We start from the raw sequence: 24,090 nt of genomic DNA, 5'->3' as shown, positions 1-24,090 counted from the left end.
GCGGAACGTTGTTGGGATCGGGTGCGTTACGCCATTGAGGAGTACACTTGGCGCTTTGACGGCCTGCGACGCCGAGCTTCTCACCGCAGGAGGACGTGATGCACTCCCTTCATCCGCAAGCCCGCACCACCCCCGCTGTCCGCCAGGAGATCGCCCGCTCGAGAGAGCCCACCGGCGTGCTGGCCCAGCGCTTCAGCGTGAGCACCGAGACCATCCGCAAGTGGCGCAAGCGCGGCGCACAGGACTGCCAGGACCATAGCAGCCGGCCGCACAAGCTGCCCTGGAAGGCCACCGAGGAAGAGCGCGCCATCGTCTGTGCCCTGCGCCAGGCCACCGGCTTCCCGCTCGATGACCTCACGTTTGTGGTCAGCCATTTCCTGCCGCATCTCAACCGCGATGCCGTCTACCGCATCCTCAAGGCCGAGGGTCTGGGACGATTGCCCCCGGCGCAGCAGCGCCAGCGCCGGAGCGGCACGTTCAAGGATTACGATCTCGGCTTCGTGCACATGGACATCAAGCACCTGCCCAAGCTGCAGACCGCCAACGGCGAGCGCCGCAAGCGCTATTTGTATGTGGCCATCGACCGCTGCTCACGGTGGGTGCATCTGGCCGTCAAGGACGATGAGCTGGCCACCAGCGCGGTCGCCTTCCTGAAAGAGGCGGTCCGCGCGTTTCCCTTCAAGATCACGCACGTGCTCACCGACAGAGGATCCTGCTTTACCGCCGATGGCTTTGAAGAGGCCTGCCGCCAGCTGAAGCTGGAGCACCGCAGGACCAAGCCGTATACACCGCAAACCAATGGTCTCGTGGAGCGCTTCAACGGGCGGGTGCAGCGCGAGGTGCTCGGCATCACGATCTATAGCCATCGGGATCTCGAGACGCTGCTCAAGGGCTTCAATCAGGCTTACAACAGGAGACGTCAGCGCGTGCTGAAGGGGCGAGCACCGGATGAGGTGGTGCGCAGCCGCCTGGCCGCCGAGCCGAAGCTGGCCAACCGCCGCTACAAGCCGCCCGATTCAGACGCGTTGCCGCCCGCCCTCCAGGTCATCGCTGCCGCCAAGGAGGTCTCGCATCCAGACAGCTAAGGCCATAATTTCGGCAGTGCCGTTTGCGCTGCCTGAAGATGCACTCCCTCGTCGTGGCCGGGCTTGTCCCGGCCATCCCGATGCGAAGAGTGCGGCGCTTTTCCAATCGGGGTCACCGGCACGAGGCCGGTGATGACGTGGAGGGTGTCAGGTCAAACTGAGGCACTCCCAAAATTTCGATTGCCTCCGGCTCTCCGGCGTGAACACTCAAGGCGCCCGCAGATACCCGATGGATTGGCCGTGCCGGACCAGACGAGTTCCCTTCTCGACCGCCTGACGAAAGCCCCGCTGGTTGCGGATACGAAGCGCGCGAAGACGCAGCTGGCGGACTTCGTCAAACGTGTCCGGGAAGAGCCCGAGGCCGAGGCGCTCTCGAGCCATCTCGACAGCGGATTGCTGCGCGATCTCCTTCTCGCCCTGGCCGACCATTCTCCCTTCCTCTGGCAGCTCGTCGTCAACCATCCGGCCCGGATGGCGAGGCTCGCCTTGAAGCCGCCGGAAGAGACGCATCGCGCCCTCGTCGAGAGCCAGTTCAATCTGTTCCGTGACCTGCGGTCCGGCGCGATCGCGCGACACGATGCCATGCGCGCATTCCGGCAGAACCGCAACGCCCATGCGCTTCTCGTGGCCCTCGCCGACATGGGCGGCCTGTGGAGCACGGAAGAGGTCACGCAGGCCTTGTCCGACTTTGCGGATGCCTCCGTGGCCGGTGGCGTGAACCTGGTTCTCACCGAGACAGCGGATCTCGGCCGCATCACTCTCAAGAACATTGACGCTCCAGGAGAGGGTTCCGGCTTCACCGTGCTGGCGCTCGGCAAGCATGGCGCCGGCGAGCTCAATTATTCGAGCGACATCGATCTCGTCATCTTCTTCGATCCCGAGACGACCGTACTGAAGGACGCGTCGGAAGCGGCGACGGTCTACACGCGCGTCGCCCAGCAGCTCGCCAAGCTCCTGCAGGAGCGCACCGCGGACGGCTATGTGCATCGCGTCGATTATCGCCTGCGTCCCGATCCGGGCTCGACGCCGACGGCCATGTCGCTGTCGTCCGCTTATGTCTATTACGAGACGGTCGGGCAGAACTGGGAGCGCGCCGCCTTCATCAAGGCGCGCCCCGTGGCAGGAGATCTCGCGCTTGGCGATGCCTTTCTGAACGAGCTTCGTCCGTTCATCTGGCGCAAATACTTCGACTTCGCCTCCATTGCCGACGTGCACGCCATGAAGCGGCAGATCCATGCGGTGCGAGGGCATGACGAGATCGCGGTCGCAGGCCATGACATCAAGCTCGGACGCGGCGGCATCCGCGAGGTCGAGTTCTTCGTACAGACGCAGCAGCTCGTTTTCGGCGGACGCCGGCCGGCCTTGCGGGGACGGCGCACTCTCGACATGCTCAAGGCCCTTCACGATGAGGGCTGGATCACGGCGCAGGCGCGGGACGAACTCTCCGACGCCTATCGATTCCTGCGCACCATCGAGCACCGGCTGCAGATGGTGGCGGACGAGCAGACGCAGCGCCTGCCGACGGACGAGGAGCAGCTCAAGCGTTTTGCAAAGTTCTGTGGCTATCCCACGTTAAAAGCCTTCTCCAAAGCCCTTACGGACCAGGCGAAGATCGTGCAGGGGCATTATGCGCTTCTCTTCGAGGAAGGGCCGGAACTCGCCTCCGATGCCGGCAGCCTCGTCTTCACCGGCACCGCCGACGATCCGGAGACGCTTGCCACTCTCCAGCGCCTCGGCTTTCGCGAGCCCGAGCGCGTTGCGGAAACCGTGCGCGGCTGGCATTTCGGCCGCCGTCCCGCGATCCAGAGCGCGCGTGCCCGCGAGGTGCTCACCGAACTGACGCCGGCACTGCTTTCCGCGCTCGGCGGCACGGCCGATCCCGATGGCGCGCTCGCTGCCCTCGACAGCGCCTTCGGCCGCATGCCCGCCGCCGTCGAACTTCTCACCATTCTCCAATCTCACGACAAGCTGCGCCTGCGCTTCGCGGATCTCCTCGGCACCGCGCCACGCCTTGCCAACACGGTGGCGCAATCCCCGCATGTACTCGACGTGCTGATCGATCCGGCCTTCAACACCCCGCTTGTCGACGAGACCGCCATCGAAGAGCAGGTGCGCCAGATCATCGGCCATCCCGAAAGCTACGAGGACTTCCTCGACCGCGCCCGCGATGCGGCCCGGCAGATGCGCTTCATCACCGGTGCGCGCCTCCTGTCCGACATCATTTCTCCCGCGCAGGCCGGCGAGGCCTATGCCGCCGTCGCGACCGCCATCGTCCGGGCTTCCTTCGAACGCGTGCGGCAGGAGTTCGAGGCGGACCACGGTACGGTGCCGGGGGCGAGCATCGCGATCCTCGGTCTGGGCCGTCTCGGCACAAAAGAACTCACAGCCGGGTCCGATCTCGATCTTGTCGTCATCTATGATTTCGATGAGGAGCGGCGCGAAAGCACGGGACCGCGCCCGCTCGACGTGGTGGTCTACTTCACGCGCCTGACCCAGCGTCTCGTGGCGGCGCTCACGGTGCCCACGCGGCGCGGCCTTCTCTATGAGGTCGATCTGCGCCTGAGGCCGCAAGGGGGCAAAGGCCCGGTTGCATCGCAGTTCAAGGGCTTCGTCGCCTATCAGACCACGGAGGCGGATCTCTGGGAGCACATGGCTCTCACGCGCGCCCGCGTGCTGGCGGGCGACGAAGCCTTCGGCACGGTGGTCGAGGCTGCCGTGCGGCGGATCGTGGGAACGGCGCGGGATCCGGCAAAAGTCTTCGCCGAGGTTCGCTCCATGCGCGAACTCATTGCCCAGGAAAAAGGCGACGATGATCCGTGGGATCTCAAGCTCGCCCGCGGCGGTCTCACCGATCTCGACTTCATCGCGCAGGCCTTCGTACTGGCGCACGGCGCCGCCCATCCGAGCCTGGTCGGCCAGGCATCGGAAGAAACGTTTGCGCAGGCGAGCAATGCCGGGCTGATCGGCGAGGAGGAGGCGCGCAGCCTCGTGGAGGCGCACCGCCTGTTCAACGCGATCTTTCAGTGGCAACGCCTCACCATTGAGGGGCGCTTCGATCCCGCATCCGTCTCGCCGGCCATTCTCAAGCGGCTCGCGACCGTTGCCGGGCTGCCGAACCCGAAGGTGCTCCTGCACCATCTGAGGGAGACCGCGAGCCAGGTGGCTGACCTCTATGATCGGATACTAAGGGTTGCACCGCGCCGGAAATCCACAGGCCGAAGCGCTTGATGGTCCGACCCCATCAGCCCGGAAATTGAAAGGGCGGTGTTGCCTCGATGAAGCATGTCCGTTGGTCTGCCGTAAAGGAGCCTTGAGGGGCTCACACCTCTCGCTGGGGACCCGGAGACAATGGCAAAGTAATTTCTGAAATTTGTCCGCATAAGAGCAGCTTGTACTCAAAATAATGCGGACATTCTTGATGTATTGTTTTGTGCTAGGTCGTGGATTTCAGGATAAAAAACAGGTTTTTGGTAAGATTAATTTGAATAGACTTCTCTAAAGTTTACATAACCTCTGGTTGTGCCTGATGACAACAATCGATGGATCCGAAAACACTTGCCAAATAGTTGTATCCATATAACGTTTAATAGTTCAGGGCTGAACATTTCCGGTTGGCCTTTTGAACGTAATCACGCTTGCGGTTGGTCTCTCTCTAGCTGCAACGGATGCGTTCCCCGGGCCATCCTCGTCCGAAGGGGGCAAGACCATGGCTACGGCCGCGACGATCTTTGAACTTGATATGCAGCGTGTGTTCAGCAACACGGGTGGCGGCGGAGTTGCTTGGGGAGGGACTGGCCAAACCGGAACCATCACCGGCAACCAGACAGGCGGTTCCGGAACGGGTTCTTCGTATTCCTCGGGCGGCTCAGGTCAGGCGCAAGGCTCCGGATCGAACGACCCTCATGCGGGCATCACGGTCGTCTATAATCCGGTCACAGGTCAAACGACGACGGCCAACTCCACTCTCGTGTTGGGCATAGACACGCTGAATTCGCAGAATCCCAATATTGTAGTCGGCGAAGAACTGGTCTTGACCCTGCGGAAAAAGCTCACTTTGGAGTTCGGAAGTTATGCCATCATAGAGAATGGGGTAACGACCTATTACTCGGCAGACGGCTCCATGTCCGTCACTTTTGAGGAACCGGTCGTCATCGGAGGGCAGAGCAGCAATAGCCCGCTGACCTTGATCTTGGAAGAACCGACAATTGTTGGCGGTCCTAACGACGGTCAGCCATTATACAATGTGCTCGACGAACAATCTGCGAGCCCCGTTGCCGGTGGGCCTCCCGGCAATCACCGAGTCCACGTCAGTCTTGTGCAGAAAGGCGGCGTGGTCCTCAGCTTCGATATCGTCATGGCCTCGTCCGGCAATGACCATCTTGTTGGTAAGGGGTTTTTGTTCGGCCTGGCCGGTGATGATGGCCTCATCGGCTCTGCCGGCAGCGATGCCCTCTATGGTGACGCCGGCAACGACTGGCTCGATGGCGGGGCGGGCGCCGACCTGATGGACGGCGGCGACGGTTGGGACGTGGTCTCCTACCAGAGCGCGACGTGCGGCGTGACGGTGGACCTAACCAGCAATGCCAACAGCGGCGCGGCCGCCGGTGACAAGATCTTCAACATCGAAGTGCTGCAGGGCTCGAACTTCGCCGATACCCTGACTAGCATCGATCGTGGCGGCGGCAGCGGCGCGCAGCTCTACGGCGAGGGCGGCGATGATGGGCTCGTCGGCAAGGGCGGCGGCGATGCCCTGTTCGGCGGCGCCGGCAACGATTGGCTCGACGGCGGTCCGGGTGGTGACATCCTCGACGGCGGTGCCGGCTGGGACGTGCTCTCCTACCAGAGCGCCACCAGCGGCGTGGTGGTCGACATGACCGGCAACGCCAATGGCGGCGCGGCAGCGGGCGATCAGGTCTCCAACATCGAGGTGCTGCAGGGCTCGAACTTCGCCGATACCCTGACTAGCTCGACCGCGGCGGCGGCTCGGGCGCGCAGCTCTACGGCGAGGGCGGCAACGACACGCTGCTCGGCAAGGCCGGCGGTGATTATCTGTTCGGCGGTGCCGGCAACGACTGGCTCGACAGCGGCTTCGGCGGCGACGTGCTCAACGGCGGGGCCGGGGCGGACACCTTCCGGTTCTCGACCGCGCTCGGGGCCGGCAACGTCGACACGCTGCAGGACTTCTCGGGGGCCGAGGGCGACCGGATCGTGCTGAGCCGGAGCGTGTTTGCGGCGGCGGGCTACGATGCTCTCGCGGGCGCGGCTTTCACGCTCGGGGCGGCAGCGACCACGGCGGCGCACCGGATCGTCTACAACCAGAGCACGGGCGATCTGTCGTACGATGCTGATGGAGCGGGGGGCGTGGCGGCGATCAAGTTCGCCGTGATCGCCAACCATGCGCAGCTCAGCGCCGCGAGCTTCCAGATCCTGTAAGCGGTCCGGCGGCAGGCTCGGTTGCGCCGCTCAGAAAGAAGCCACAGGGCGCGGCAGCAGCTGCGCCCTTCCTCTGTCGCTGAAAGTCTTGCTTCCAGATCCGACTATCGGAAGCTCGTCGAGAACCGCGCAGACAGAGATTGACTGTGAGTGAGCGTTTCTGTGCCCTTATCGTTCGCGCGGGTTGAAGGCGACAAGTCGATTGTCTCACACGAAGGCAAGATCAGCATTCTCAGCATCATCCGAGCGATTCTAGATCGTGCACCCGTCCTGTCCGGTCCGGTCCGGCTCTTTATCAAGCTCCCGCGTCGGCGAGGGCGATATCGGCGTTGGTCGCTTCCGTCAGCGGCAGGTGGACCAGGACGATGGTGCCGAGGCCTTCCTGGCTTCTGATACGGAGCGAGCCGCCGTGGAGCTCGGCGAGGGAGCGGGCGATGGCGAGGCCGAGCCCCGAGCCTTTGTAGCTCTTCGAGAACTCGGTCTCGACCTGCTCGAACGGTTGCCCCAGCTTGTGCAGGGCGTGATCGGGAATGCCGATGCCGTTGTCTTCCACGTAGATGTTGACGGCATTGCCGGCCTGGCGGGTCCGCACCGTGATGCAGCCGCCGTCGCTCGTGAACTTGGTCGCGTTCTGGAGCAGGTTGACGAGGATCTGGTGAAGCGCACGCTCGTCCGCCGGCACGAGGATGTCCTCGGGGTTCACATCGACGGTCACGGACAGGTTCTTGGCCTTGGTCTGCTCGCCTACCAGCTTGAGGGCGCGCTGGATCGAGGCGTGGACCTCGATCGGCTGCTTGGTGAGCGAGGTGCGGCCTGCCTCGATGCGCGACATGTCGAGAATGTCGTTGATCACCGACAGGAGATATTCGCCGCTCGAGCGAATGTCGGTGCAGTATTCCTCGTACTTGTCGGAGCCGAGGGAGCCGAAGATGCCGCTCTGCATCACCTCGGCGAAGCCGATGATGGCGTTGAGCGGCGTGCGCAGCTCGTGGCTCATGTTGGCGAGGAACTCGGATTTTGCTCGGTTGGCGCTTTCGGCCTGCGCTTTCTGGTCGAGATAGCGTTCGGCGAGATCGGCCAGCTGATGCGTCTGCGCTTCGAGCTTCTGACGCGATTGCTTTAGATCGAGAACGGTCGCGATGAGCTCCTTCTCGGACTCGACGAGACGGTGCTCGTGGCGCTTGAGCGCGGTGATGTCCGTGCCGACGGACACGTAGCCGCCGTCCTTGGTGCGTCGCTCGTTGATCTGCAGCCAGCGGCCGTCCTGCAGGCGCGCCTCGAAGGTGCGCGCACCCACATCCTGCTGCTCGCGCCGCAGAAACTGATGCTGCACCTCCGGCGGACGGCCGAGAGCCATCACGTCCGCATAAGACTTGCCCTGGAGCTGCGCATCGGCCGGTAGCTCGTGCAGCTTCTGGAACTTCGAATTGCAGAGCACGAGATTGTTGTTGGCGTCCCACAGCACGAAGGCTTCGGAGATCGCCTCGATGGCATCGTGCAGGCGCGCATCGGCTTTGGCCGTCTTCTCTTCCAAGCCGCGCTGCTCGGTCACGTCCACGGCGATGCCGACGAGATGGCTGGCCGCATCGTCCGGATCGTTCATCAGCTCGGCGCGGGCGCGCAGCCACACCCAGTCGCCCGAAATGCTGCGGATGCGGAACTCGTAGTCGACGAGCGAGGTGCTGGCGGAAGCGAGCTGCTCGGCGAGAGTGAAGAGATCCTGATCCTCAGGGTGGATCATCGTGTTCACTTCGCCAAAGGAGAGGAACTCGTCCTGGCGCTCGTAGCCCAGGAGCTCGTACATCGAGTCGGACCAGTAGATGCGTCCGCGGCCGATATCCCAATCCCACAAGCCGCAGCGTCCGCGGTTGAGCGCGGAGTCGATCCTGTCGCGCACCTTCTCGCAGACCTCGTCGGCGGCGCGGGCGCGGTTCGCCTGCATTACATAGGCTACGCCGATGCCGAGCAGAACCATGATCGTGGCGCCGAGCAGCGAGACATGGCCGATGGTGCGCGTCCACCAGCCGGACAGAATGTGCGGCATCGGCTGCACGAGCGCGATCTGGCCGGAGGAGGCGTGAAGCGCACGGACGGTCGCCATGCCTTCGATGCCGCCGGGAAGCTTGATCGTCATGACGCCGGCGCGGTCCGCGAAAAGCATCAGGGGCTGCGCCTCGCCCAGGATATCCGTGAGCTTGGCCGGAGCCTCTTCCATGGGCGGGTAGACCGCCAGGATCGCGCCTGCCTGATCGACCAGCATGAGAGAACGGTTCTGCGTCAGGGCGATCGGCGGCATATCCTTCGCCAAGCGCTCGAGCTGAGCCGAAGCCTGTACCCGGTCGGCGGGTGCACGGGCGGTGCCGAGCTTCGCAGCCGAGAGCGAAGCGATGATGTCGATGTCGTTGATGGCGTCGAAAAGCGTGTCCTTGCGGCCATCGCGGATCTGGATCCAGGCGCTGCCGGCAAGCGTGATGAGAAACAGGACCAGGAGAGCGGGAACCGCCAGCCTCAGCAGCGGCTCATATTGCTCGAGCCGTCGATATGCCGGGTTCGCGTCTGATCGCGTCACCCCTAGAATCGTACCCGCGCGTGCGGGTACGCATGCGGTCACCGCCCCCGCCATGCGATGCTTCCTCCGGAACCATTTTCGTCCTGCATCGGAGGACGTGCCGCATCTCTCCGAATCACTAACAATAGAATCTTGAGCGGGTGATTTGTCTAGTTAGTAGAACCCGAAGGTTAATAAAAAATTTCCCATTCTGCGTTCCCTTGGGGAAATCCGGGACAACTCGATAACCTTTTCAAATAAAAAGGTTATTTCGACTGTCCATCTTCGAGAGAACGACTCACGATATCCCCTACATCGCGGGAAAGATTGGGCTTTTGCGCGATGGAACGCAGGACCTGTTCCGCGTGCGATCGACGAGTGCTTTCCATCATGCGCCACGTGCTGAAGGCGGTCAGAAGGCGTGCCGCGAGCTGTGGGTTCAGTTCGTCAGCACGCAGAACGATCGAGGCCAGGAAGCGGTAGCCTGCTCCGTCGGCCCGATTGAACTGAACCTGATTCAGCATGGCGAAGCTACCGATGAGCGAGCGCACGCGATTGGGATTGGCGATGGAGAAGGCCGGATGCTGCATCAAAGCCTTGACCCGCTCCAAGGTGCCGTCCTCCGGGATCGCAGCCTGCAGCGTGAACCATTTGTCGAGCACGAGAGGCTCGTTGCGATAGCGGTCCCCGAACCGGGCGATGGCTTCCTCGCGCACCGCGCCGGGCAGGGTGGTGAGAACGCTCAAGGAGGCGAGGCGATCGGTCATGTTGCTCGCGGATTCAAGCTGCCTCACGGCGAGCGCTTCGCCTGTGTCCGGATCGGCTGCGGCGAGTAGATCGAGGGATGCATTGCGCAGAGCCCGCCGTCCGGCGCTTGCCGCATCCGGGCTGTAGGGGCCGGACACGGTCAGCGTCTCGTAGAAGCGCTGCAGATGCTTGGCGCAGCCTTGACCGATGCGACGCCGCATCTCCGAGCGTGCGCGATGGATGGCGTCGGGGTCCACGTCCTGCCCGATCTCCTGCGCAACGTCCGCTTCGCTGGGAAGGGTGACGACAAGCGCCGCGAAGGCAGGATCGTCCTGGGCATTCCGGTCCGTGAAGGAGCAGAGAGCGGCCGAGAAGGCATCGATGTCCTCGTCGGCGACCTCAACGCCCGTCGAGAGATAAACCAGCAGGCGCATGGCAACGGATTGGGCGGCCTGCCAGCGATTGAAGGAATCCGTGTCGTGCCGGAGGAGAACCAGCAATTCCTCGTTAGGCAGATCGAGCGACAGCTTGACCGGGGCGGAGAATCCCCTGAACAGCGACGGGACGGGCAGGGACGCCACGCCCGTGAAGGTAATGCTGTCCTCAGGCTTGTCGAACAGGAACACGCCGCGCTGGTCGACACGGTCGCAACTCGCACTCATCGCCGAGCCGTCATGTGCAACCAGACCGAGGGCGACCGGGATCGCCATGGCTTCCTTCTTCGCCTGGCCAGGCGTCGGAGGGGTGCTCTGCGCAAGATCGAGGCGGTAGGTCCTTGCGTCGGGGTCGTAATGCCCCTTCACCTTGACCCGTGGCGTACCCGACTGCTCATACCAGCGGGCGAAGTGCGACAGATCCCGGCCCGTCACATCGGCGAAGGCGCGCAGGAAGTCCTCGACCGCGGCGGCGGTGCCGTCGCAGCGCTCGAAATAGAGATCCATGCCGCGCCGGAAGTCGTCGTCACCGATGATTGTCTTGAGCATGCGGACGATCTCCGCACCCTTCTCGTAGACGGTGGCGGTATAGAAGTTGTTGATCTCGCGATACTGGGTGGGCCGCACCGGATGGGCGAGGGGGCTCGAATCCTCCAGGAACTGCCGCGCCCTTAAGGTCTTCACTTCGGCAATGCGGTGCACGGGGCGGGACCGCTCGTCCGACGAGAACTCTTGGTCGCGGAAGACCGTCAGGCCTTCCTTCAGGCAGAGCTGGAACCAGTCGCGGCAGGTCACGCGATTGCCGGTCCAGTTATGGAAATACTCGTGCGCGATGATCGCTTCGATATGGGCGTAGTCCGTATCGGTTGCGGTCTCAGGGCTGGCCAGAACGTATTTGTCGTTGAAGATGTTGAGGCCCTTGTTCTCCATCGCGCCCATGTTGAAGTCGGACACGGCGACGATGTTGAACACGTCGAGGTCGTATTCGCGCCCGAAGATCTTCTCGTCCCAGCGCATGGAGCGTTCGAGCGCATCGAGAGCGTAATCCGCCCGATCCTCCTTGCCGGGCTCCACGTAGATCGCCAGTTCCACCTCGCGTCCGCTCATCGTGGTGAAGGTCTTGGATACCCGGCCGAGGCGCCCACCCACCAGGGCAAAAAGATATGACGGCTTCGGGTGCGGATCGTGCCAGACGGCATAATGCCTGTCGGAACCGTCGATGGACCCGCTTTCGATTCGGTTGCCGTTGCCCAGGAGAACGGGAACGTCGTCACGGTCGGCCTCGATGCGCGTGTTGTAGACGCTGAGAACGTCGGGTCGGTCGAGGAAATAGGTGATGCGCCTGAAGCCTTCGGCCTCGCATTGCGTGCAGTAATTGCCGCTCGACCGATAAAGGCCCATGAGCTTGGTGTTGGCGGTCGGGTTGAGCTCGGTCTCGACGGTCAGCGTAAAGGGCTGGCGGGGGGCTTGTGCAATCGTGAGCGATTGCGGAGAGGCTTCGAACTCTTCGGCCGTCAGGGTGCGTCCGTTCAAAGACACGGCCTTCAGGTTCATCTCTTCGCCGTCGAGGACGAGGGGGGCGTCCGAGCGGCCCTCCGGATTGGGCCTCATGACGAGGGTGGCCGTGACCCGGGTTTCCGTTGGGTGCAGTCTGACGTCGAGTTCGACACGATCGATCAGGAAGTCGCTGGGCTGGTAGTCCTCAAGGCGAACGATCTGGGCTGTATCGGTGCGCATCAAATACTCATTTGAAACTGAGTTGCCTCGGAAGCTAGGGCCTTGGGGAGAGACCGCAAGACTGCTTGGAGCAGCATTCGTTAAAAGTCACCTGATCTTGAGCAAATCCAAGGCTTTTTCGGCGCAAGAAAAAGGTACCTCTTGATCTCCTCGGCAAATACGCCATCACCTATGGCCGACCCATAGGGAAACTGATCATGGAATATCTGCACACGATGGTTCGCGTCGCGAACCTCGAAGAGTCTCTCGACTTCTACTGCAACAAGTTCGGGCTGGTCGAGGTCCGCCGGACGGACAACGAGAAAGGGCGCTATACCCTCGTCTTCCTGGCGGCACCCGGCGATGTCGAGAGGGCGAAGGATTCAAAGGCGCCGCTCTTGGAGCTCACGCACAACTGGGACGAGAATGAATATGCCGGAGGCCGCAATTTCGGCCATCTCGCGTACCGGGTCGACGACATCTACGAAACCTGCCGCAGGCTGATGGAAGCGGGCGTCACCATCAACCGTCCGCCCCGCGACGGCTACATGGCTTTCGTCAAATCCCCGGACAACGTCTCGATCGAGCTGCTCCAGCGCGGCGAGCCGAAGCCGGTGCAGGAGCCCTGGGCGTCCATGCCCAATACCGGATCCTGGTGAGCTTGAGCTGAAGCTCGAAACGACCGATCCTCCTCATTGAGGATCCTCTTGGCGAAAAAACCTTGCTCCGTCATTCTACCCGGCTCACCATAATAGGGTCGGGTGCAACCGGCGGAGGATGATCGTGCTACGAGACACAATCCGCTTCTGGCGGAACGGACAGGCAGTCGAGGTTTCAGGTTTTCACCCGCGCACCACGCTTCTGGACTATCTGAGGCTTCAGGAGCGTCGCGTCGGCACCAAGGAGGGGTGCGCGGAGGGCGATTGCGGCGCCTGCACCGTGGCGCTCGGCCGGTTAAGGGGCGAGCGTGTCCGTTACGAGCCGGTCAACGCCTGCATCCTGCTGCTCGGCCAGGTCGACGGAGCGGAACTCGTCACCGTCGAGGATCTGGCCGCAGGCGGCGAGCTGCACCCCGTCCAGTCCGCCATGGTGGCGAGCCACGGGTCGCAATGCGGCTTCTGCACCCCCGGGATCGTCATGAGCCTGTTCACTCTCTATCACGAGGGCGAACGGCCCTTGAGCCGCGAGAACGTCAACGATGCGCTTGCCGGCAATCTCTGCCGCTGCACCGGTTACCGGCCGATCGTCGATGCGACCCTTCAGGTCTGCCATCAACAGCCGAACGACACGTTCGCCGCACGCAGCGAGCAGACCGCTCAGGGTCTCATGAGCCTTGCCGACGGCCGCGAGGTCTTCATCGGGAACGAGACCCGCTTCTTCGCCGCGCCGGCGAACGAGGCCTCGCTCGCGACGCTCTATGCACAGCATCCGGACGCGACGCTCGTCGCCGGCTGCACCGATGTGGGCCTTTGGATCACCAAGGCCATGATGGAGATCGAGAAGGTCATCTGGCTCGGGCGCGTGGCCGGGCTGGATCTCATCGAGGATTCCTCGGATGCCCTTGGCATCGGCGCGACGGTGACACACTCCGAGATCCATCCGTCGCTGGTGCGGATCGATCCCGATCTCGGCGAGATCATGCGCCGGTTCGGCTCGCTGCAGGTGCGCGCCTCGGGCACCGTGGGCGGGAGCATCGCCAACGGATCGCCCATCGGAGATCTCGCGCCGGCCTTCGTTGCGCTGGGCGCGGAGCTGGAACTGCGGCAGGGCGAGACCGTCCGCACCATGCCGCTCGAGAGCTTCTTCATCGCCTATCGCAAGCAGGATCGCCTGCCGGGCGAATTCGTGCGCCGGGTGAGAGTGCCGAAGCTGAAAACAGACGAGGTCTTTCGCGCCTACAAGATCTCGAAGCGCTTCGACGAGGACATCTCGGCGGCCCTCGGCGCCTTCAAGTTCACCCTCGACAGGCGGCGCATCGCGGATGCCCGCGTGGCGTTCGGCGGCATGGCGGGAACGCCCAAACGCGCCATCGAGACGGAGCGGACGCTGATCGGCCTGTCCCTCGACGAGCCTTCGTCATGGGGCGAGGCCATGGCGGCCATCGCGCGCGATTACCAGCCTCTCGACGATCACCGGGCCTCCTCCGCTTATCGCTCGACAATCGCCCGCAATCTCGTGTTCAAGGCCTTGAGCGAAACCGCATCGGGCGAGACGCAGGCCACGCGGATTGTCGGCCGGCGCGAAGCGCTCGAGGCGGCGGAGTAGGGCCATGAACGCACCCGCCAAACCAACGATGGATGCGGAAGCCCTCCGTCATGTCCGCCAGCCCCTGCCGCACGATTCCGGCGTCAAACACGTTCAGGGTTCCGCGCAATATATCGACGATATCCGCGAGCCCGAGGGTACATTGCACGTCGCCATCGGTCAGTCGCCGAAGGCGCGCGGGCGACTGCTCGCCCTCGATGTGTCGGCCGTACGCGCCGTGCCGGGCGTCGTGGCGGTTCTCACCACGGCCGACATTCCCGGCAAGAACGACGTGTCGCCCGCCTTCGGCGACGATCCGCTCTTCGTCGCCACCGACGTCAGCTTTCTGGGCCAGGCCCTGTTCGCCGTCGTCGCGACGGACCGCGACGTAGCGCGCCGCGCCGTCAAGAAGGCCGTGGTGGAGATCGAAGCCGAGGTGCCCAGCATCACGGTCGAGGATGCGCTGGAACGCGGCGAAACCGTGCTGCCGGACTATTCTTATGGGCGCGGAGATCCGAATGCGGCGATCGCGCAGGCGCCGAAGAAATTGCAAGGCCAGTTCCGCGTCGGCGGGCAGGAGCACTTCTATCTCGAAGGCCAGATCGCCCTGGCGATCCCGGGCGAGGATGGCGACATCCATGTCTATTCCTCGACCCAGCATCCCACGGAGGTGCAGCACGTCGTCGCCCGCGTGCTCGATATTCCCGATGCCTACGTGACCTGCGAGACGCGGCGCATGGGCGGCGGCTTCGGCGGCAAGGAGAGCCAGGCGACGCAATGGGCCGTCACCGCGGCCCTTGCGGCGCGCGTGACGGGACGTCCCTGCAAGCTGCGTCTCGACCGGGACGACGATTTCATCCTCACTGGCAAGCGCCACGACTTCCGCTGCGACTGGGAGGTCGGGTTCGACGGCGAGGGCCGCATCCAGGGCTATGCGGTCGATCTGCTGGCCCGATGCGGCTATTCGGCGGATCTCTCCAGCGGCGTCGTCGACCGGGCCATGTTCCATGCGGACAACGCCTATTGGATGCCGGCCGTCCATATCGCCTCGAAGCGGCTGAAGACCAACACGGTCTCGAACACCGCCTTCCGCGGCTTCGGCGGCCCGCAGGGCATGCTCGCCATCGAGCATGTGATGGACCAGATCGCCTGGGAAACGGGGCGCGATCCGCTCGATGTGCGCTACGCCAATTTCTATCGGCCGGGCGAAAACCACACGCCATACGGCATGGAGGTGGAGGAGACGGATACGCTCCTCAACCTCGTGCGAACGCTCGAGCAGACCTCGAACTATCGCGCGCGTCGCCAGGAGATCACGGCCTTCAACGCCTCCTCGCCGATCATGAAACGGGGGCTGGCGCTCACGCCGGTGAAATTCGGCATCAGCTTCACGCTCACCCACATGAACCAGGCGGGCGCCCTGGTGCATGTGTACCAGGACGGCTCCGTGCATCTGAACCACGGCGGCACCGAGATGGGGCAGGGGCTCTACATCAAGGTGGCGCAGGTGGTGGCCGAGGAGTTCGGCATCGCCATGGAGCGGGTGCGCATCACCGCGACGACCACCGCGAAGGTGCCGAACACCTCGCCGACGGCGGCTTCCTCCGGGTCGGACCTCAACGGCATGGCGGCGCGCATTGCCGCGGGCGCGATCAAGAAGCGCATGATGGCCTATGCGGCCGAGGCCTACGGCATTCCTGAGGAGCAGATCGAGTTCCGCGACGACCGGGTCTTCATCGGCAATCAGAGCCTGTCCTTCGACGAGTTGGCGAAGAAGTGCATCGCGGCCCGCGTGCAGCTCTCGGAGGCCGGACATTACAAGACGCCGAAGATCACCTGGAATCGCGAGAAGGGGACCGGGCGGCCCTTCTTCTACTTTGCCTATGGCGCGGCCTGCTCGGAGGTGATCGTCGACACGCTCACCGGTGAGAACCGCGTGGTGCGCACCGACATCCTCCACGATGTCGGACGCTCGCTCAATCCGGCGATCGACATCGGCCAGATCGAGGGCGGCTTCGTGCAGGGCATGGGCTGGCTGACGACGGAGGAGCTGGTCTTCGGCAAGGAGGGGCATCTGCTCACCCACGCTCCCTCCACCTACAAGATCCCGGTCGCCTCCGACGTGCCTGCCGATTTCAATGTCGCGCTCTATCCCAACGAGAACCGCGAGGAGACGATCTATCGCTCCAAGGCCGTGGGCGAACCGCCGATCATGCTGGCCAACAGCGTGTTCTGCGCGCTCGCCGATGCGATCCATACGCTCGACCCGTCGAAACCCGCACCGCTGAACGCACCCGCGACGCCGGAGGCGATCCTGCGCGCCTGCGAGAGCCTGCAGGGGAGGCCGATGGGGTGAGGGTCTGGAACCAACTCGCCGATTTCGTGACGCGGCACGGCAGCGGCGCCCTGATCACCGTGCATGACGTGAAAGGCTCCGCTCCTCGGGAGGCAGGCGCGCGTATGGTGGTTCGGCCCGATGGGGCTTTCCACGGCACTATTGGGGGAGGGCAGCTCGAATTCCGCATGCTCGACATCGCCCGCGAGATGCTGGGTGCAGGCCGCGGGCCGGCGCGGATCGTCGATCAGGCGCTCGGGCCCGATCTCGGCCAATGCTGCGGCGGCCGGGTGAAGATCCTGATCGAGACCTTCGACAGCCGGGATCTCGAAGACCTCGGGCCGCTCGTGGAGGCCGAAGCCGAAGGCGGGCTGTTCGAGGTCGAGTGCCGGATGGAGGAAGGCCGCGTGCGGCGGGAATTCTCCTCCGCCGTGGGCGACGACCGTTGGACCGGCTGGCGAGAGACCCATGGCGAGGCCCGCACGCCCGTTCTCATCTTCGGCGCCGGCCATGTGGGCCGCGCGCTCGTCCTGTCGCTCGCCCCTCTGCCCTTTGCCGTGCGCTGGCTCGACGACCGGGACGACGCGTTCCCCGCCCATCTTCCAGCGAACGCGAAGGCGGTCCGCATGTGGGATCCGGAGGCCGAAGTCGCCGAGGCGAAGCCAGGCTCCCTCATGCTAGTCATGACTCACGACCATCCCCTCGACATGGCGATCGCCGCGGCGGCCCTAAAGCGGGATTTCCCCTATGTGGGCCTCATCGGCAGCGCCACGAAACGGGCGCGCTTCGAGAAGCGGTTTCGGGAGTTGGGACTGGCGGAGGAGAAAATCCGCTCGCTCGTCTGCCCGATTGGACTGCCCGGGATCGCGGACAAGGACCCGGCGGTCATCGCCGCCTCAGTGACGGTGCAGCTGCTGCAGGTTCGCGAACACGGGCGCCTTGAGCGAAATCTCTCGCCTCCCGCCGCCTCAAACGATACATAAGCCGCCATGAACACCATGAAGACCGACGATCAGCGCTATCTGGCGCGTGCCATCGAGTTGTCCCGCGAGCACATGGACAAGGGAGCCGGAGGCCCGTTCGGCGCCGTGATCGCGCGCGACGGCAAGGTCCTGTCCGAGGGCTGGAACCAGGTGACCTCCGCCAACGACCCGACGGCCCATGCCGAGGTCACGGCGATCCGGCGCGCCTGCCAGGAAATTGGCGATTTTTCCCTGGAAGGCGCCACGCTCTATACGAGCTGCGAGCCGTGCCCCATGTGCCTCGCCTCGGCCTATTGGGCGCGGGTGAGCCGGATCGTCTTTGCCAACACCCGGCAGGATGCCGCCGATATCGGCTTCGACGACAGCCTGATCTATGACGAGATCCCCAAGCCCATAGCCGAGCGCATCCTCCCCATGGATCATCTGCCGAGCCTGGAGGCCCGGGCCGTCTTCGACGCCTGGGCGGACAAGGACGACAAGATCAGCTATTAATTCGGAGCCGGTCTGGGTTCCGCCGGACGTCTTCCTATCTAAGCCTCACCCGACATTCATCGAGACAGCCCATGCCCCGCGTCACCACCATCGTCCGCAAGCCCGCCGTGAAGGCGGACCGTGTCGTCGCCACGATCACCCTCGACCACGAGGCCCGCAACTGCCGTCAGGGGACGCTAAGGGCCGAGGGCGGGACCGAGATCCTGCTGGACCTCGACATGGAAACCACCATCAACGACGGCGATGCCCTGCGGCTCGAGGACGGCCAGCTCATCCAGGTCAAGGCTGCGGCCGAGCCTCTGCTGGAGGTCAAGGCCGAGAACTCCTTACGCCTCACACGCCTCGCCTGGCATCTCGGCAGCAGCCATGGCTTGGTCGAAGTCACGGCAGACGCCCTCTACGTCGAGAACAACCCGGCTGTCGCCGAACTCGTGCGCGGGCAGGGCTGTACGGCAACTCCCGTCGAGCGGCCCTTCAAGCCGGAGCGCAGCGCCCATGTCTGCGACCACGATCATGAGCATCACCACCATCATCACGGTCACGGCCATAGCCACAGCGAGAGCCATAGCCACAGCCAAGCTCATTCTCACAGCCATGAGCATCATGACCATGGGCACGGTCATGCGCACGACCACAAGCATGGTCACGACCATCATCACCACGACCATGAGCATCATCAAGAACACGGTTCCGGCTGCGGCTGCGGTCACCACCACGGGCACAAGCACGATCACTGATCGGGCGTAAGTCTTCGACTTTTCACGGCCATGTCCAAGACCACCCGCGCGACCCAGACGCTGCAGCAGGCCGGAATCTCCTTCTCGGTTCATGCTTACGAGTACGACCCGAATGCGGAGCGCATCGGCCTGCAGGCGGCCGAGGCCATGGGGGCCGATCCGTCGAGCGTACTCAAGACCCTGATGGTGCTGGTGGACAACAAGCCGGCCTGCGTGATCCTGCCCTCGGATCAGGAAGTGAACCTGAAGAAGCTGGCATCAATTCTGGGCGGCAAGGCCGCTCAGATGATGAAGCCCACGGACGCCGAGCGCGTCACCGGCTACCACGTCGGCGGGATCAGCCCCTTCGGCCAGAAGAAGTGCGTTCCGACCGTGCTGGAGCAATCTGCGTTCGAGCACACGCAAGTGTTCATGAACGGCGGCCAGAGAGGCCTGCAGGTGAAGCTCGACCCTCACGCGGCGGCGGCGGTGCTGGACGCGAAAGTGGCCGGGGTGATCTGAACCGTGGCGCTTCGTGGTACCGGCGCGAGTCCTGAGATCGGGACTGCCGTGCCGGCGCAGTCAAGTCTACAATGAACCGATGAGCGGACCGATGTACGGCCGTGTTTAAGGAGCGCCTGTGACACAGAGCGATCCTCTAAGCGGTGGATCCGACATGCTCGGTCTATGCGGTCAGACCGATGGCGAGCGCTGTCGGATAATGGCGGCGTGAAAGCGTGCGCCGTAGACAAGCCCTTCATCGTTGAAGTCATAGGACGGGTTGTGTAGGGGCCAGGAATCCTTGCCGTTGCCGACAAATACGAAACAGCCGGGCACGTGCTCCAGGAAGCGGGCAAAGTCCTCCGAGCCTGTCATCGGTTCGCGGGCGGTCGAGACGTGGTCTGCCTCAAACACGGCCCGGGCAGCCGCGAATGCCTCGTCCACCAGGGTGGCATCATTCAGGAGCGGCACGAACTCGCGCGTGTAGGTCACCTCGGCGGTGACATTGTACGTTAGAGCCGTGCCCTCGGCGATGATGCGCATCTGCCTCTCGATCTCGGCACTGATCTCAGGCTGGAAGCTGCGGGCGTCGCCGAGGATGCGGGCAAGCCCCGGCAGGGCGTTGCGCGTCCCGTCGGTGATCAGTTCCGTCACGGACACGACGCCGATGTCCGTCGGGCTCAGGCGACGGGACACGATGGTCTGGAGGTTCATCACGGTCGCACAGGCGGCGACCAGCACCTCATTTCCCCAATGCGGGCGAGCGGCATGCCCACCAACGCCTTTCAGAACGATCTCGAAATTATCCTCCGCCGACATGATCAGCCCCACGCGGGTCTGGAAGTGGCCGACCGGCAGGCCCGGCATGTTGTGCAAGCCGTAAATCTCCTCGAACGGGAATCGCTCCATCAGCCCATCGGCCAGCATGGCGAGTGCGCCCTTGCCCCATTCCTCGGCAGGCTGGAAGACAAAGCGTACGGTGCCGTCAAATCCACCTTCCCCGGCGAGCAGTTTGGCAGCCCCGAGCAGCATGGCGGTGTGGCCGTCATGGCCGCAGGCGTGCATCGTGCCGGGGTTCTGCGAGCGGTAGTCCTGCATTCCCTGTTCGGTGATGCGCAGGGCGTCCATGTCGGCCCGGAGCGCGATGGCCCGGTTACCGCTGCCGCGTGTGAGCGTGCCGACGACGCCGGTGCCACCCACGCCCTCGACCACCTCGTCGAGGCCGAACTCCCGCAGCTTGGCGGCGACGAAGGCGCTCGTGCGCTTCTCTTCGAAGCCGAACTCCGGATGGGCATGCAGGTCACGCCGCCAAGCGCTCATTTCCCGATTCAACGCGTCCAGGTCCAGGGGCATCGACGTCTCCTTATTGGGCTGAGAGGCGGGTGACGACGTCGAGGAGGACGTTGGCGCCTGCGACGAGGTCGGCATCCGGCGTGTGCTCGCGTGGATTGTGGCTGATGCCGCTGATGCTCGGTACGAAGATCATGGCTGAGGGTGCGATGCGGGCGATCATCTGGGCATCGTGGCCCGCGCCCGAGGTCATACGTTTCGAGGCCAGCCCGCGCTTCCGAGCGGCATCCTCGATCAACTCCACAATATTCTTGTCGAAGGCCACCGGCTGAAACCGCGCCAGTCGCTCGACCGAGATCGTGACCTCCTCGGCGGCCGCCAGTTCCTTCAGGTACGCAGCAAGGGCAGCCTCCTCCGCTTGGAGGCGTCCTTCATCCGGATCGCGCAGGTCGACCGTGAAGGTAGCACGGGAGGGAATGACGTTGATCGCGTTCGGCTCGAAGCTCATGCAGCCGACCGTGGCGACGGTCGGCGTGTTCGCTCTCCGGGCCCGGTCGCGCAGGAAGGTGACGACGCGAGCCGCGGCATGGCCAGCATCGCGGCGCATCGACATCGGGGTCGTGCCGGCGTGATTAGCTTCGCCCTCGATGGTGACCCGCTGCCAGGAGATGCCCTGAAGGTTCTCGACCGCGCCGATCGGCATGCCCTCGCGCTCCAGCACGGGTCCCTGCTCGATGTGCAGTTCGATATAGGCATGCGGCTTGAGGAAGCCCGGCTTTTCGAACCCGGCATAGCCGATCCGCTCCAGCTCGGCTCCAAGTGTGGTGCCATCGGTGCCAACCGTCGCCAGCGCTTCCTCGACCGGGAGCCCGCCGGCATAGACGAGCGAGCCCATCATGTCGGGGGCGTAGCGCACGCCCTCCTCGTTGGTGAAGGCAGCGACAGCGATTGGATTGGCGGGAACGAACCCCGAAGCCTGGAGGGTCTCGATCACCTCCAGCCCAGAGAGCACGCCGTAGCAGCCGTCATAGATGCCGGCGTTGATGACGGTGTCGATGTGCGAGCCGAGCAGGACAGGGGTGTGGTTCGTATTCGCGTCATCCCTCCAGATCCCGAAGATGTTGCCGATGCGGTCGACCGCGACCTCGAGGCCTGCGCTGCGGATCCAGGCAACGAAGGCATCGCGTCCGGCCTTGTCGTTGTCGGAGCCGGCGAGCCGGACCAGCCTACCGTCGCTGTCGCGGCCAATCTGGCCAAGGTTCCGCAATCGGCCGAGCAGGCGATCCGCGTCGATGGAAAGCGTTTTCATGCGTCTGCCCCTTTGGTGGTGGTTGCGACGGCGTCAGGCCGCATCCCGACCAGTTCCGCATAGCGCTCCGGATCGGTGGCGCCTTCGGTGTTGATGACGAAGACGCGGGACGCTTCGTTGAGGTCAAGTGTTGCTCGGATCTCTGGATCCGCTGCGGCGCGAATGAGGCCGGCGAGGCCGGCGCCGCCGCTCTCGCCCGCCACGATGGCCGGGTCATTCCCGGCGGGGCGGGCCAGGCGGTTCATGATCGCAACCGCATCCTCTTCGTCGACAGTCATGAAGGCATCGGCAACGCGCGACAGCACCCGCCAGGCAACCAGAGACGGCTCGTAGCATTCCAGCATTGCCATGACCGTCGGCTCGCCATGCGTGATCTTGACCGGGTGGCCCGCTCGTGCAGTCTCGAAGAGACAGGCGGCGCGGGCCGGATCGACCACAACGAAGGTCGGCCGCTGGTCTCCAAGGGCGAGAGCAAGATGCCCCGCGACGGCAGCCGCGACGCCGCCGACGCCGGCCTGCACGAACACATGGGTCGGCGGCTCGCGAAGCTGGCGCAGGGTTTCGCGCACGATCGCGGTGTAGCCCTGCATCACCAGCCCGGGGATGCGCTCGTAGCCTGGCCAGGAAGTATCGGAGACCACAATCCAGCCCTGCGCGGCAGCAACCCGTGCCGCCTCGGCGACCGAGTCGTCATAGGTGCCTTTGACGCGGATCATGTCCGCCCCGAACCGGGCAATGGCCGCCACGCGCTCCTCGCTGACGCCGGAGTGAACGAAGATGGCGGCCTTGGCACCGACAAGTTGCGCGCCTTGGGCCACCGAGCGACCATGATTGCCGTCGGTGGCACAGGCCATCGTCATGCCAGCGGCGATGGAACGAACCTCGGGCGCGTGCAGTTCGGCGATGTCGATCTGCCTTCCGAGCCGGCGGCTGGCTTCCTCCAGCACGAGCCGGATGACCGCGTAGGAGCCACCCAGGGCCTTGAAGCTGCCGAGGCCCAGCCGGAAGCCCTCATCCTTGACGTGGATCGTTCCGACACCGAGTTCGGCGGCCAGAGCCGGTAGGGTGTGGAGAGGCGTCGGCGCATGATTGTCACGGTAGGTGAGGTATCGCTCAACCTCGTCGGCAGCTTTCATGTCCAAGGTCTCGGCATCGACCGGATCCAGGGGGCTGCGGTAGTCGGGGTGCTGGTTGAGAAGAAGCATCGCCGTTCCTTTGACCGAGATGGCGAAAAGATATTGCAGGTGGAACGAGAAAGGCGCTCTATTTCGGCCCTCTGAAAGCAAGTTTGTTTCGGTTGGTGAGATCCGTGGTGTCCAAATCTTCGTCCTCGATTGCCCTTGATTCTTTCGATCTGGCGATCCTGGACATCCTTCAGCGGGACAACTCCACCCCTCAGCGGGTGATCGGCGAGGCCGTCAGTCTGTCAGCCCCGGCCGTACAACGCCGCATTCGGCGGATGGAGGAAGCAGGTGTCATCCAGGCCAATGTCGCAGTGATCGATCCGGCCCAGGTCGGCCAAGCCATCACGATCTTCGTCGAGGTCGAGGTGATCAGCGAGACGGCGGAGTTGATCGATGCCGCCAAGCGGGAGTTCACGTCGGTTCCGGAGGTGCAGCAGTGCTACTACGTCACCGGAGAGGCTGATTTCGTTCTGGTTGTCGTGGTGTCGACGATGACAGCCTACGAGGCGCTCACGCGTCGCCTGTTCTTCGGGAATAACAACGTGAAGCGATTCCGCACCTTCGTTGCCATGGACCGCGTCAAAGTCGGATTGGCGGTTCCTCTGCCGGGATGATCGAACTACCTAACCGCTGCCCCAATCCGACTGCTGGTGAATAATGCTCTGTTATTGGGCAGATTTTAGCGCGATTTTTCGGGTTCGGACGGTAAGCCGACCTTCACAAACATCGAGGCTTACCCAGGCGTTGTGAGCACATTTCATAGGTTTCCGGCGCTTGTGATACGGTATAGGCAATTGGCTGCCGAACCTTAACTCTTTAGGCGGGCCAACATTTTTGCCTGTAACCGTTCTAGTACTACAGCCGGGCCTTGCGTCGGCGTCGGGTGCGTTTGCGCCAGTGGCATTCGCGCGCCCGCTGCTGATGGCGCCGGCGCCACACCGACCAGTGCTCGACGGCCTCAACCGAAGGCGGCCGCTCCCACACCAGATGCCAGAGCAGACGGCGCACTTCCGGCACGGTGAGCGGCAACAGCCCCGCGGCGCGTCTGACGGGCGTCTCTCCCCCCGATGGCG

16 protein-coding genes and 3 pseudogenes are annotated in these 24,090 nt (G+C 64.0%); 13 read left to right on the top strand and 6 right to left on the bottom strand.

Annotated features, from left to right (window positions below; all coding sequences use genetic code 11):
- Positions 1-98 precede the first annotated feature (98 nt).
- The 5 genes and pseudogenes from FS320_RS19225 (at position 99) to FS320_RS19210 (ending at position 6,518) form a co-directional block, all read left to right on the top strand.
- Entirely contained in the window at positions 99-1,085 is a 987-nt protein-coding gene (locus FS320_RS19225) for an IS481 family transposase (protein ID WP_152713412.1), read from the top strand.
- 240 nt (positions 1,086-1,325) lie between these two features.
- Positions 1,326-4,313 carry a bifunctional [glutamine synthetase] adenylyltransferase/[glutamine synthetase]-adenylyl-L-tyrosine phosphorylase gene (locus FS320_RS19220; protein WP_338105410.1) on the top strand — a complete coding sequence of 996 codons (2,988 nt, stop codon included), beginning with the start codon at positions 1,326-1,328 and terminating at the stop codon, positions 4,311-4,313.
- A gap of 478 nt (positions 4,314-4,791) precedes the next feature.
- Positions 4,792-5,904: pseudogene (locus tag FS320_RS45985) on the top strand (calcium-binding protein); the annotation flags it as partial.
- Between the two features lie 203 nt (positions 5,905-6,107).
- Positions 6,108-6,167 (top strand): annotated as a pseudogene (locus FS320_RS50775) (hypothetical protein); the annotation flags it as partial.
- Positions 6,168-6,293: 126 nt separating this feature from the next.
- Complete coding sequence (locus FS320_RS19210) at positions 6,294-6,518, top strand: hypothetical protein (RefSeq protein WP_152713410.1); 225 nt, start codon at positions 6,294-6,296, stop codon at positions 6,516-6,518.
- A gap of 295 nt (positions 6,519-6,813) precedes the next feature.
- On the opposite strand, the gene FS320_RS19205 is transcribed toward FS320_RS19210, so the two are convergent.
- Positions 6,814-9,087 carry a sensor histidine kinase gene (locus tag FS320_RS19205; protein ID WP_338105408.1) on the bottom strand — a complete coding sequence of 758 codons (2,274 nt, stop codon included), beginning with the start codon at positions 9,085-9,087 and terminating at the stop codon, positions 6,814-6,816.
- Between the two features lie 245 nt (positions 9,088-9,332).
- The gene (gene pepN / locus FS320_RS19200; RefSeq protein ID WP_152713408.1) at positions 9,333-11,984 is read right to left on the bottom strand and encodes an aminopeptidase N; all 2,652 of its coding nucleotides are present in this window, start codon (positions 11,982-11,984) and stop codon (positions 9,333-9,335) included.
- Positions 11,985-12,181: 197 nt separating this feature from the next.
- Here pepN and FS320_RS19195 point away from each other — a divergent pair, with 197 nt between their 5' ends.
- The 7 genes from FS320_RS19195 (at position 12,182) to ybaK (ending at position 19,255) form a co-directional block, all read left to right on the top strand.
- A complete protein-coding gene (locus tag FS320_RS19195; RefSeq protein ID WP_152713407.1) occupies positions 12,182-12,622 on the top strand; it encodes a VOC family protein in 441 nt (146 codons plus the stop codon).
- Positions 12,623-12,746: 124 nt separating this feature from the next.
- Positions 12,747-14,228 (top strand): xanthine dehydrogenase small subunit, encoded by a 1,482-nt coding sequence (xdhA, locus tag FS320_RS19190; protein WP_162003095.1) that lies wholly within the window; start codon positions 12,747-12,749, stop codon positions 14,226-14,228.
- Between the two features lie 4 nt (positions 14,229-14,232).
- Positions 14,233-16,563 (top strand): xanthine dehydrogenase molybdopterin binding subunit, encoded by a 2,331-nt coding sequence (gene xdhB, locus FS320_RS19185; protein ID WP_152713405.1) that lies wholly within the window; start codon positions 14,233-14,235, stop codon positions 16,561-16,563.
- The gene (xdhC, locus tag FS320_RS19180) at positions 16,560-17,525 is read left to right on the top strand and encodes a xanthine dehydrogenase accessory protein XdhC (protein WP_162003094.1); all 966 of its coding nucleotides are present in this window, start codon (positions 16,560-16,562) and stop codon (positions 17,523-17,525) included. Before xdhB ends, xdhC begins: the two co-directional genes overlap by 4 nt.
- A 6-nt stretch (positions 17,526-17,531) precedes the next feature.
- On the top strand, positions 17,532-18,017 hold the full coding sequence (locus FS320_RS19175; RefSeq protein ID WP_244627228.1) for a nucleoside deaminase: 486 nt from the start codon (positions 17,532-17,534) through the stop codon (positions 18,015-18,017).
- Between the two features lie 71 nt (positions 18,018-18,088).
- Positions 18,089-18,754: an urease accessory protein UreE gene (locus tag FS320_RS19170; protein WP_152713403.1), complete on the top strand. Its 666-nt coding sequence runs from the start codon at positions 18,089-18,091 to the stop codon at positions 18,752-18,754.
- Between the two features lie 30 nt (positions 18,755-18,784).
- Positions 18,785-19,255, top strand: a complete 471-nt coding sequence (ybaK, locus tag FS320_RS19165; protein ID WP_152713402.1) for a Cys-tRNA(Pro) deacylase — start codon at positions 18,785-18,787, stop codon at positions 19,253-19,255.
- A gap of 171 nt (positions 19,256-19,426) precedes the next feature.
- Here ybaK and FS320_RS19160 read toward each other — a convergent pair whose 3' ends face one another.
- The 3 genes from FS320_RS19160 to FS320_RS19150 are packed head-to-tail and all read right to left on the bottom strand — an operon-like array spanning position 19,427 to position 23,038.
- Positions 19,427-20,587, bottom strand: coding sequence for a M20 aminoacylase family protein (locus FS320_RS19160; RefSeq protein WP_152713401.1), 1,161 nt, complete (start codon positions 20,585-20,587; stop codon positions 19,427-19,429).
- Positions 20,588-20,597: 10 nt separating this feature from the next.
- Positions 20,598-21,833 carry a Zn-dependent hydrolase gene (locus FS320_RS19155; RefSeq protein ID WP_152713400.1) on the bottom strand — a complete coding sequence of 412 codons (1,236 nt, stop codon included), beginning with the start codon at positions 21,831-21,833 and terminating at the stop codon, positions 20,598-20,600.
- Complete coding sequence (locus tag FS320_RS19150; protein ID WP_152713399.1) at positions 21,830-23,038, bottom strand: diaminopropionate ammonia-lyase; 1,209 nt, start codon at positions 23,036-23,038, stop codon at positions 21,830-21,832. The genes FS320_RS19155 and FS320_RS19150 overlap by 4 nt, the downstream gene beginning before the upstream one ends.
- A gap of 104 nt (positions 23,039-23,142) precedes the next feature.
- On the opposite strand from FS320_RS19150, the gene FS320_RS19145 reads away from it, so the two are divergent.
- On the top strand, positions 23,143-23,631 hold the full coding sequence (locus FS320_RS19145) for an Lrp/AsnC ligand binding domain-containing protein (protein WP_162003093.1): 489 nt from the start codon (positions 23,143-23,145) through the stop codon (positions 23,629-23,631).
- Positions 23,632-23,872: 241 nt separating this feature from the next.
- On the opposite strand, the pseudogene FS320_RS47190 reads toward FS320_RS19145, so the two are convergent.
- Positions 23,873-24,090, bottom strand: a pseudogene (locus FS320_RS47190) (hypothetical protein); the annotation flags it as partial.

The organism is Microvirga tunisiensis (genome assembly GCF_009296175.1).
GTDB classification, from domain to species: domain Bacteria; phylum Pseudomonadota; class Alphaproteobacteria; order Rhizobiales; family Beijerinckiaceae; genus Microvirga; species Microvirga tunisiensis.
This window is presented reverse-complemented; position numbering and strand designations above follow the sequence as displayed.

Coding starts and splice junctions, on each gene's coding strand:
- FS320_RS19150 (WP_152713399.1), bottom strand. CDS start 23,038: ATGCTTCTTCTCAACCAGCACCCCGACTACCGCAGCCCCCTGGATCCG.
- FS320_RS19195 (WP_152713407.1), top strand. CDS start 12,182: ATGGAATATCTGCACACGATGGTTCGCGTCGCGAACCTCGAAGAGTCT.
- ybaK (WP_152713402.1), top strand. CDS start 18,785: ATGTCCAAGACCACCCGCGCGACCCAGACGCTGCAGCAGGCCGGAATC.
- FS320_RS19170 (WP_152713403.1), top strand. CDS start 18,089: ATGCCCCGCGTCACCACCATCGTCCGCAAGCCCGCCGTGAAGGCGGAC.
- FS320_RS19225 (WP_152713412.1), top strand. CDS start 99: ATGCACTCCCTTCATCCGCAAGCCCGCACCACCCCCGCTGTCCGCCAG.
- xdhB (WP_152713405.1), top strand. CDS start 14,233: ATGAACGCACCCGCCAAACCAACGATGGATGCGGAAGCCCTCCGTCAT.
- pepN (WP_152713408.1), bottom strand. CDS start 11,984: ATGCGCACCGATACAGCCCAGATCGTTCGCCTTGAGGACTACCAGCCC.
- FS320_RS19160 (WP_152713401.1), bottom strand. CDS start 20,587: ATGCCCCTGGACCTGGACGCGTTGAATCGGGAAATGAGCGCTTGGCGG.
- FS320_RS19155 (WP_152713400.1), bottom strand. CDS start 21,833: ATGAAAACGCTTTCCATCGACGCGGATCGCCTGCTCGGCCGATTGCGG.
- FS320_RS19175 (WP_244627228.1), top strand. CDS start 17,532: ATGAACACCATGAAGACCGACGATCAGCGCTATCTGGCGCGTGCCATC.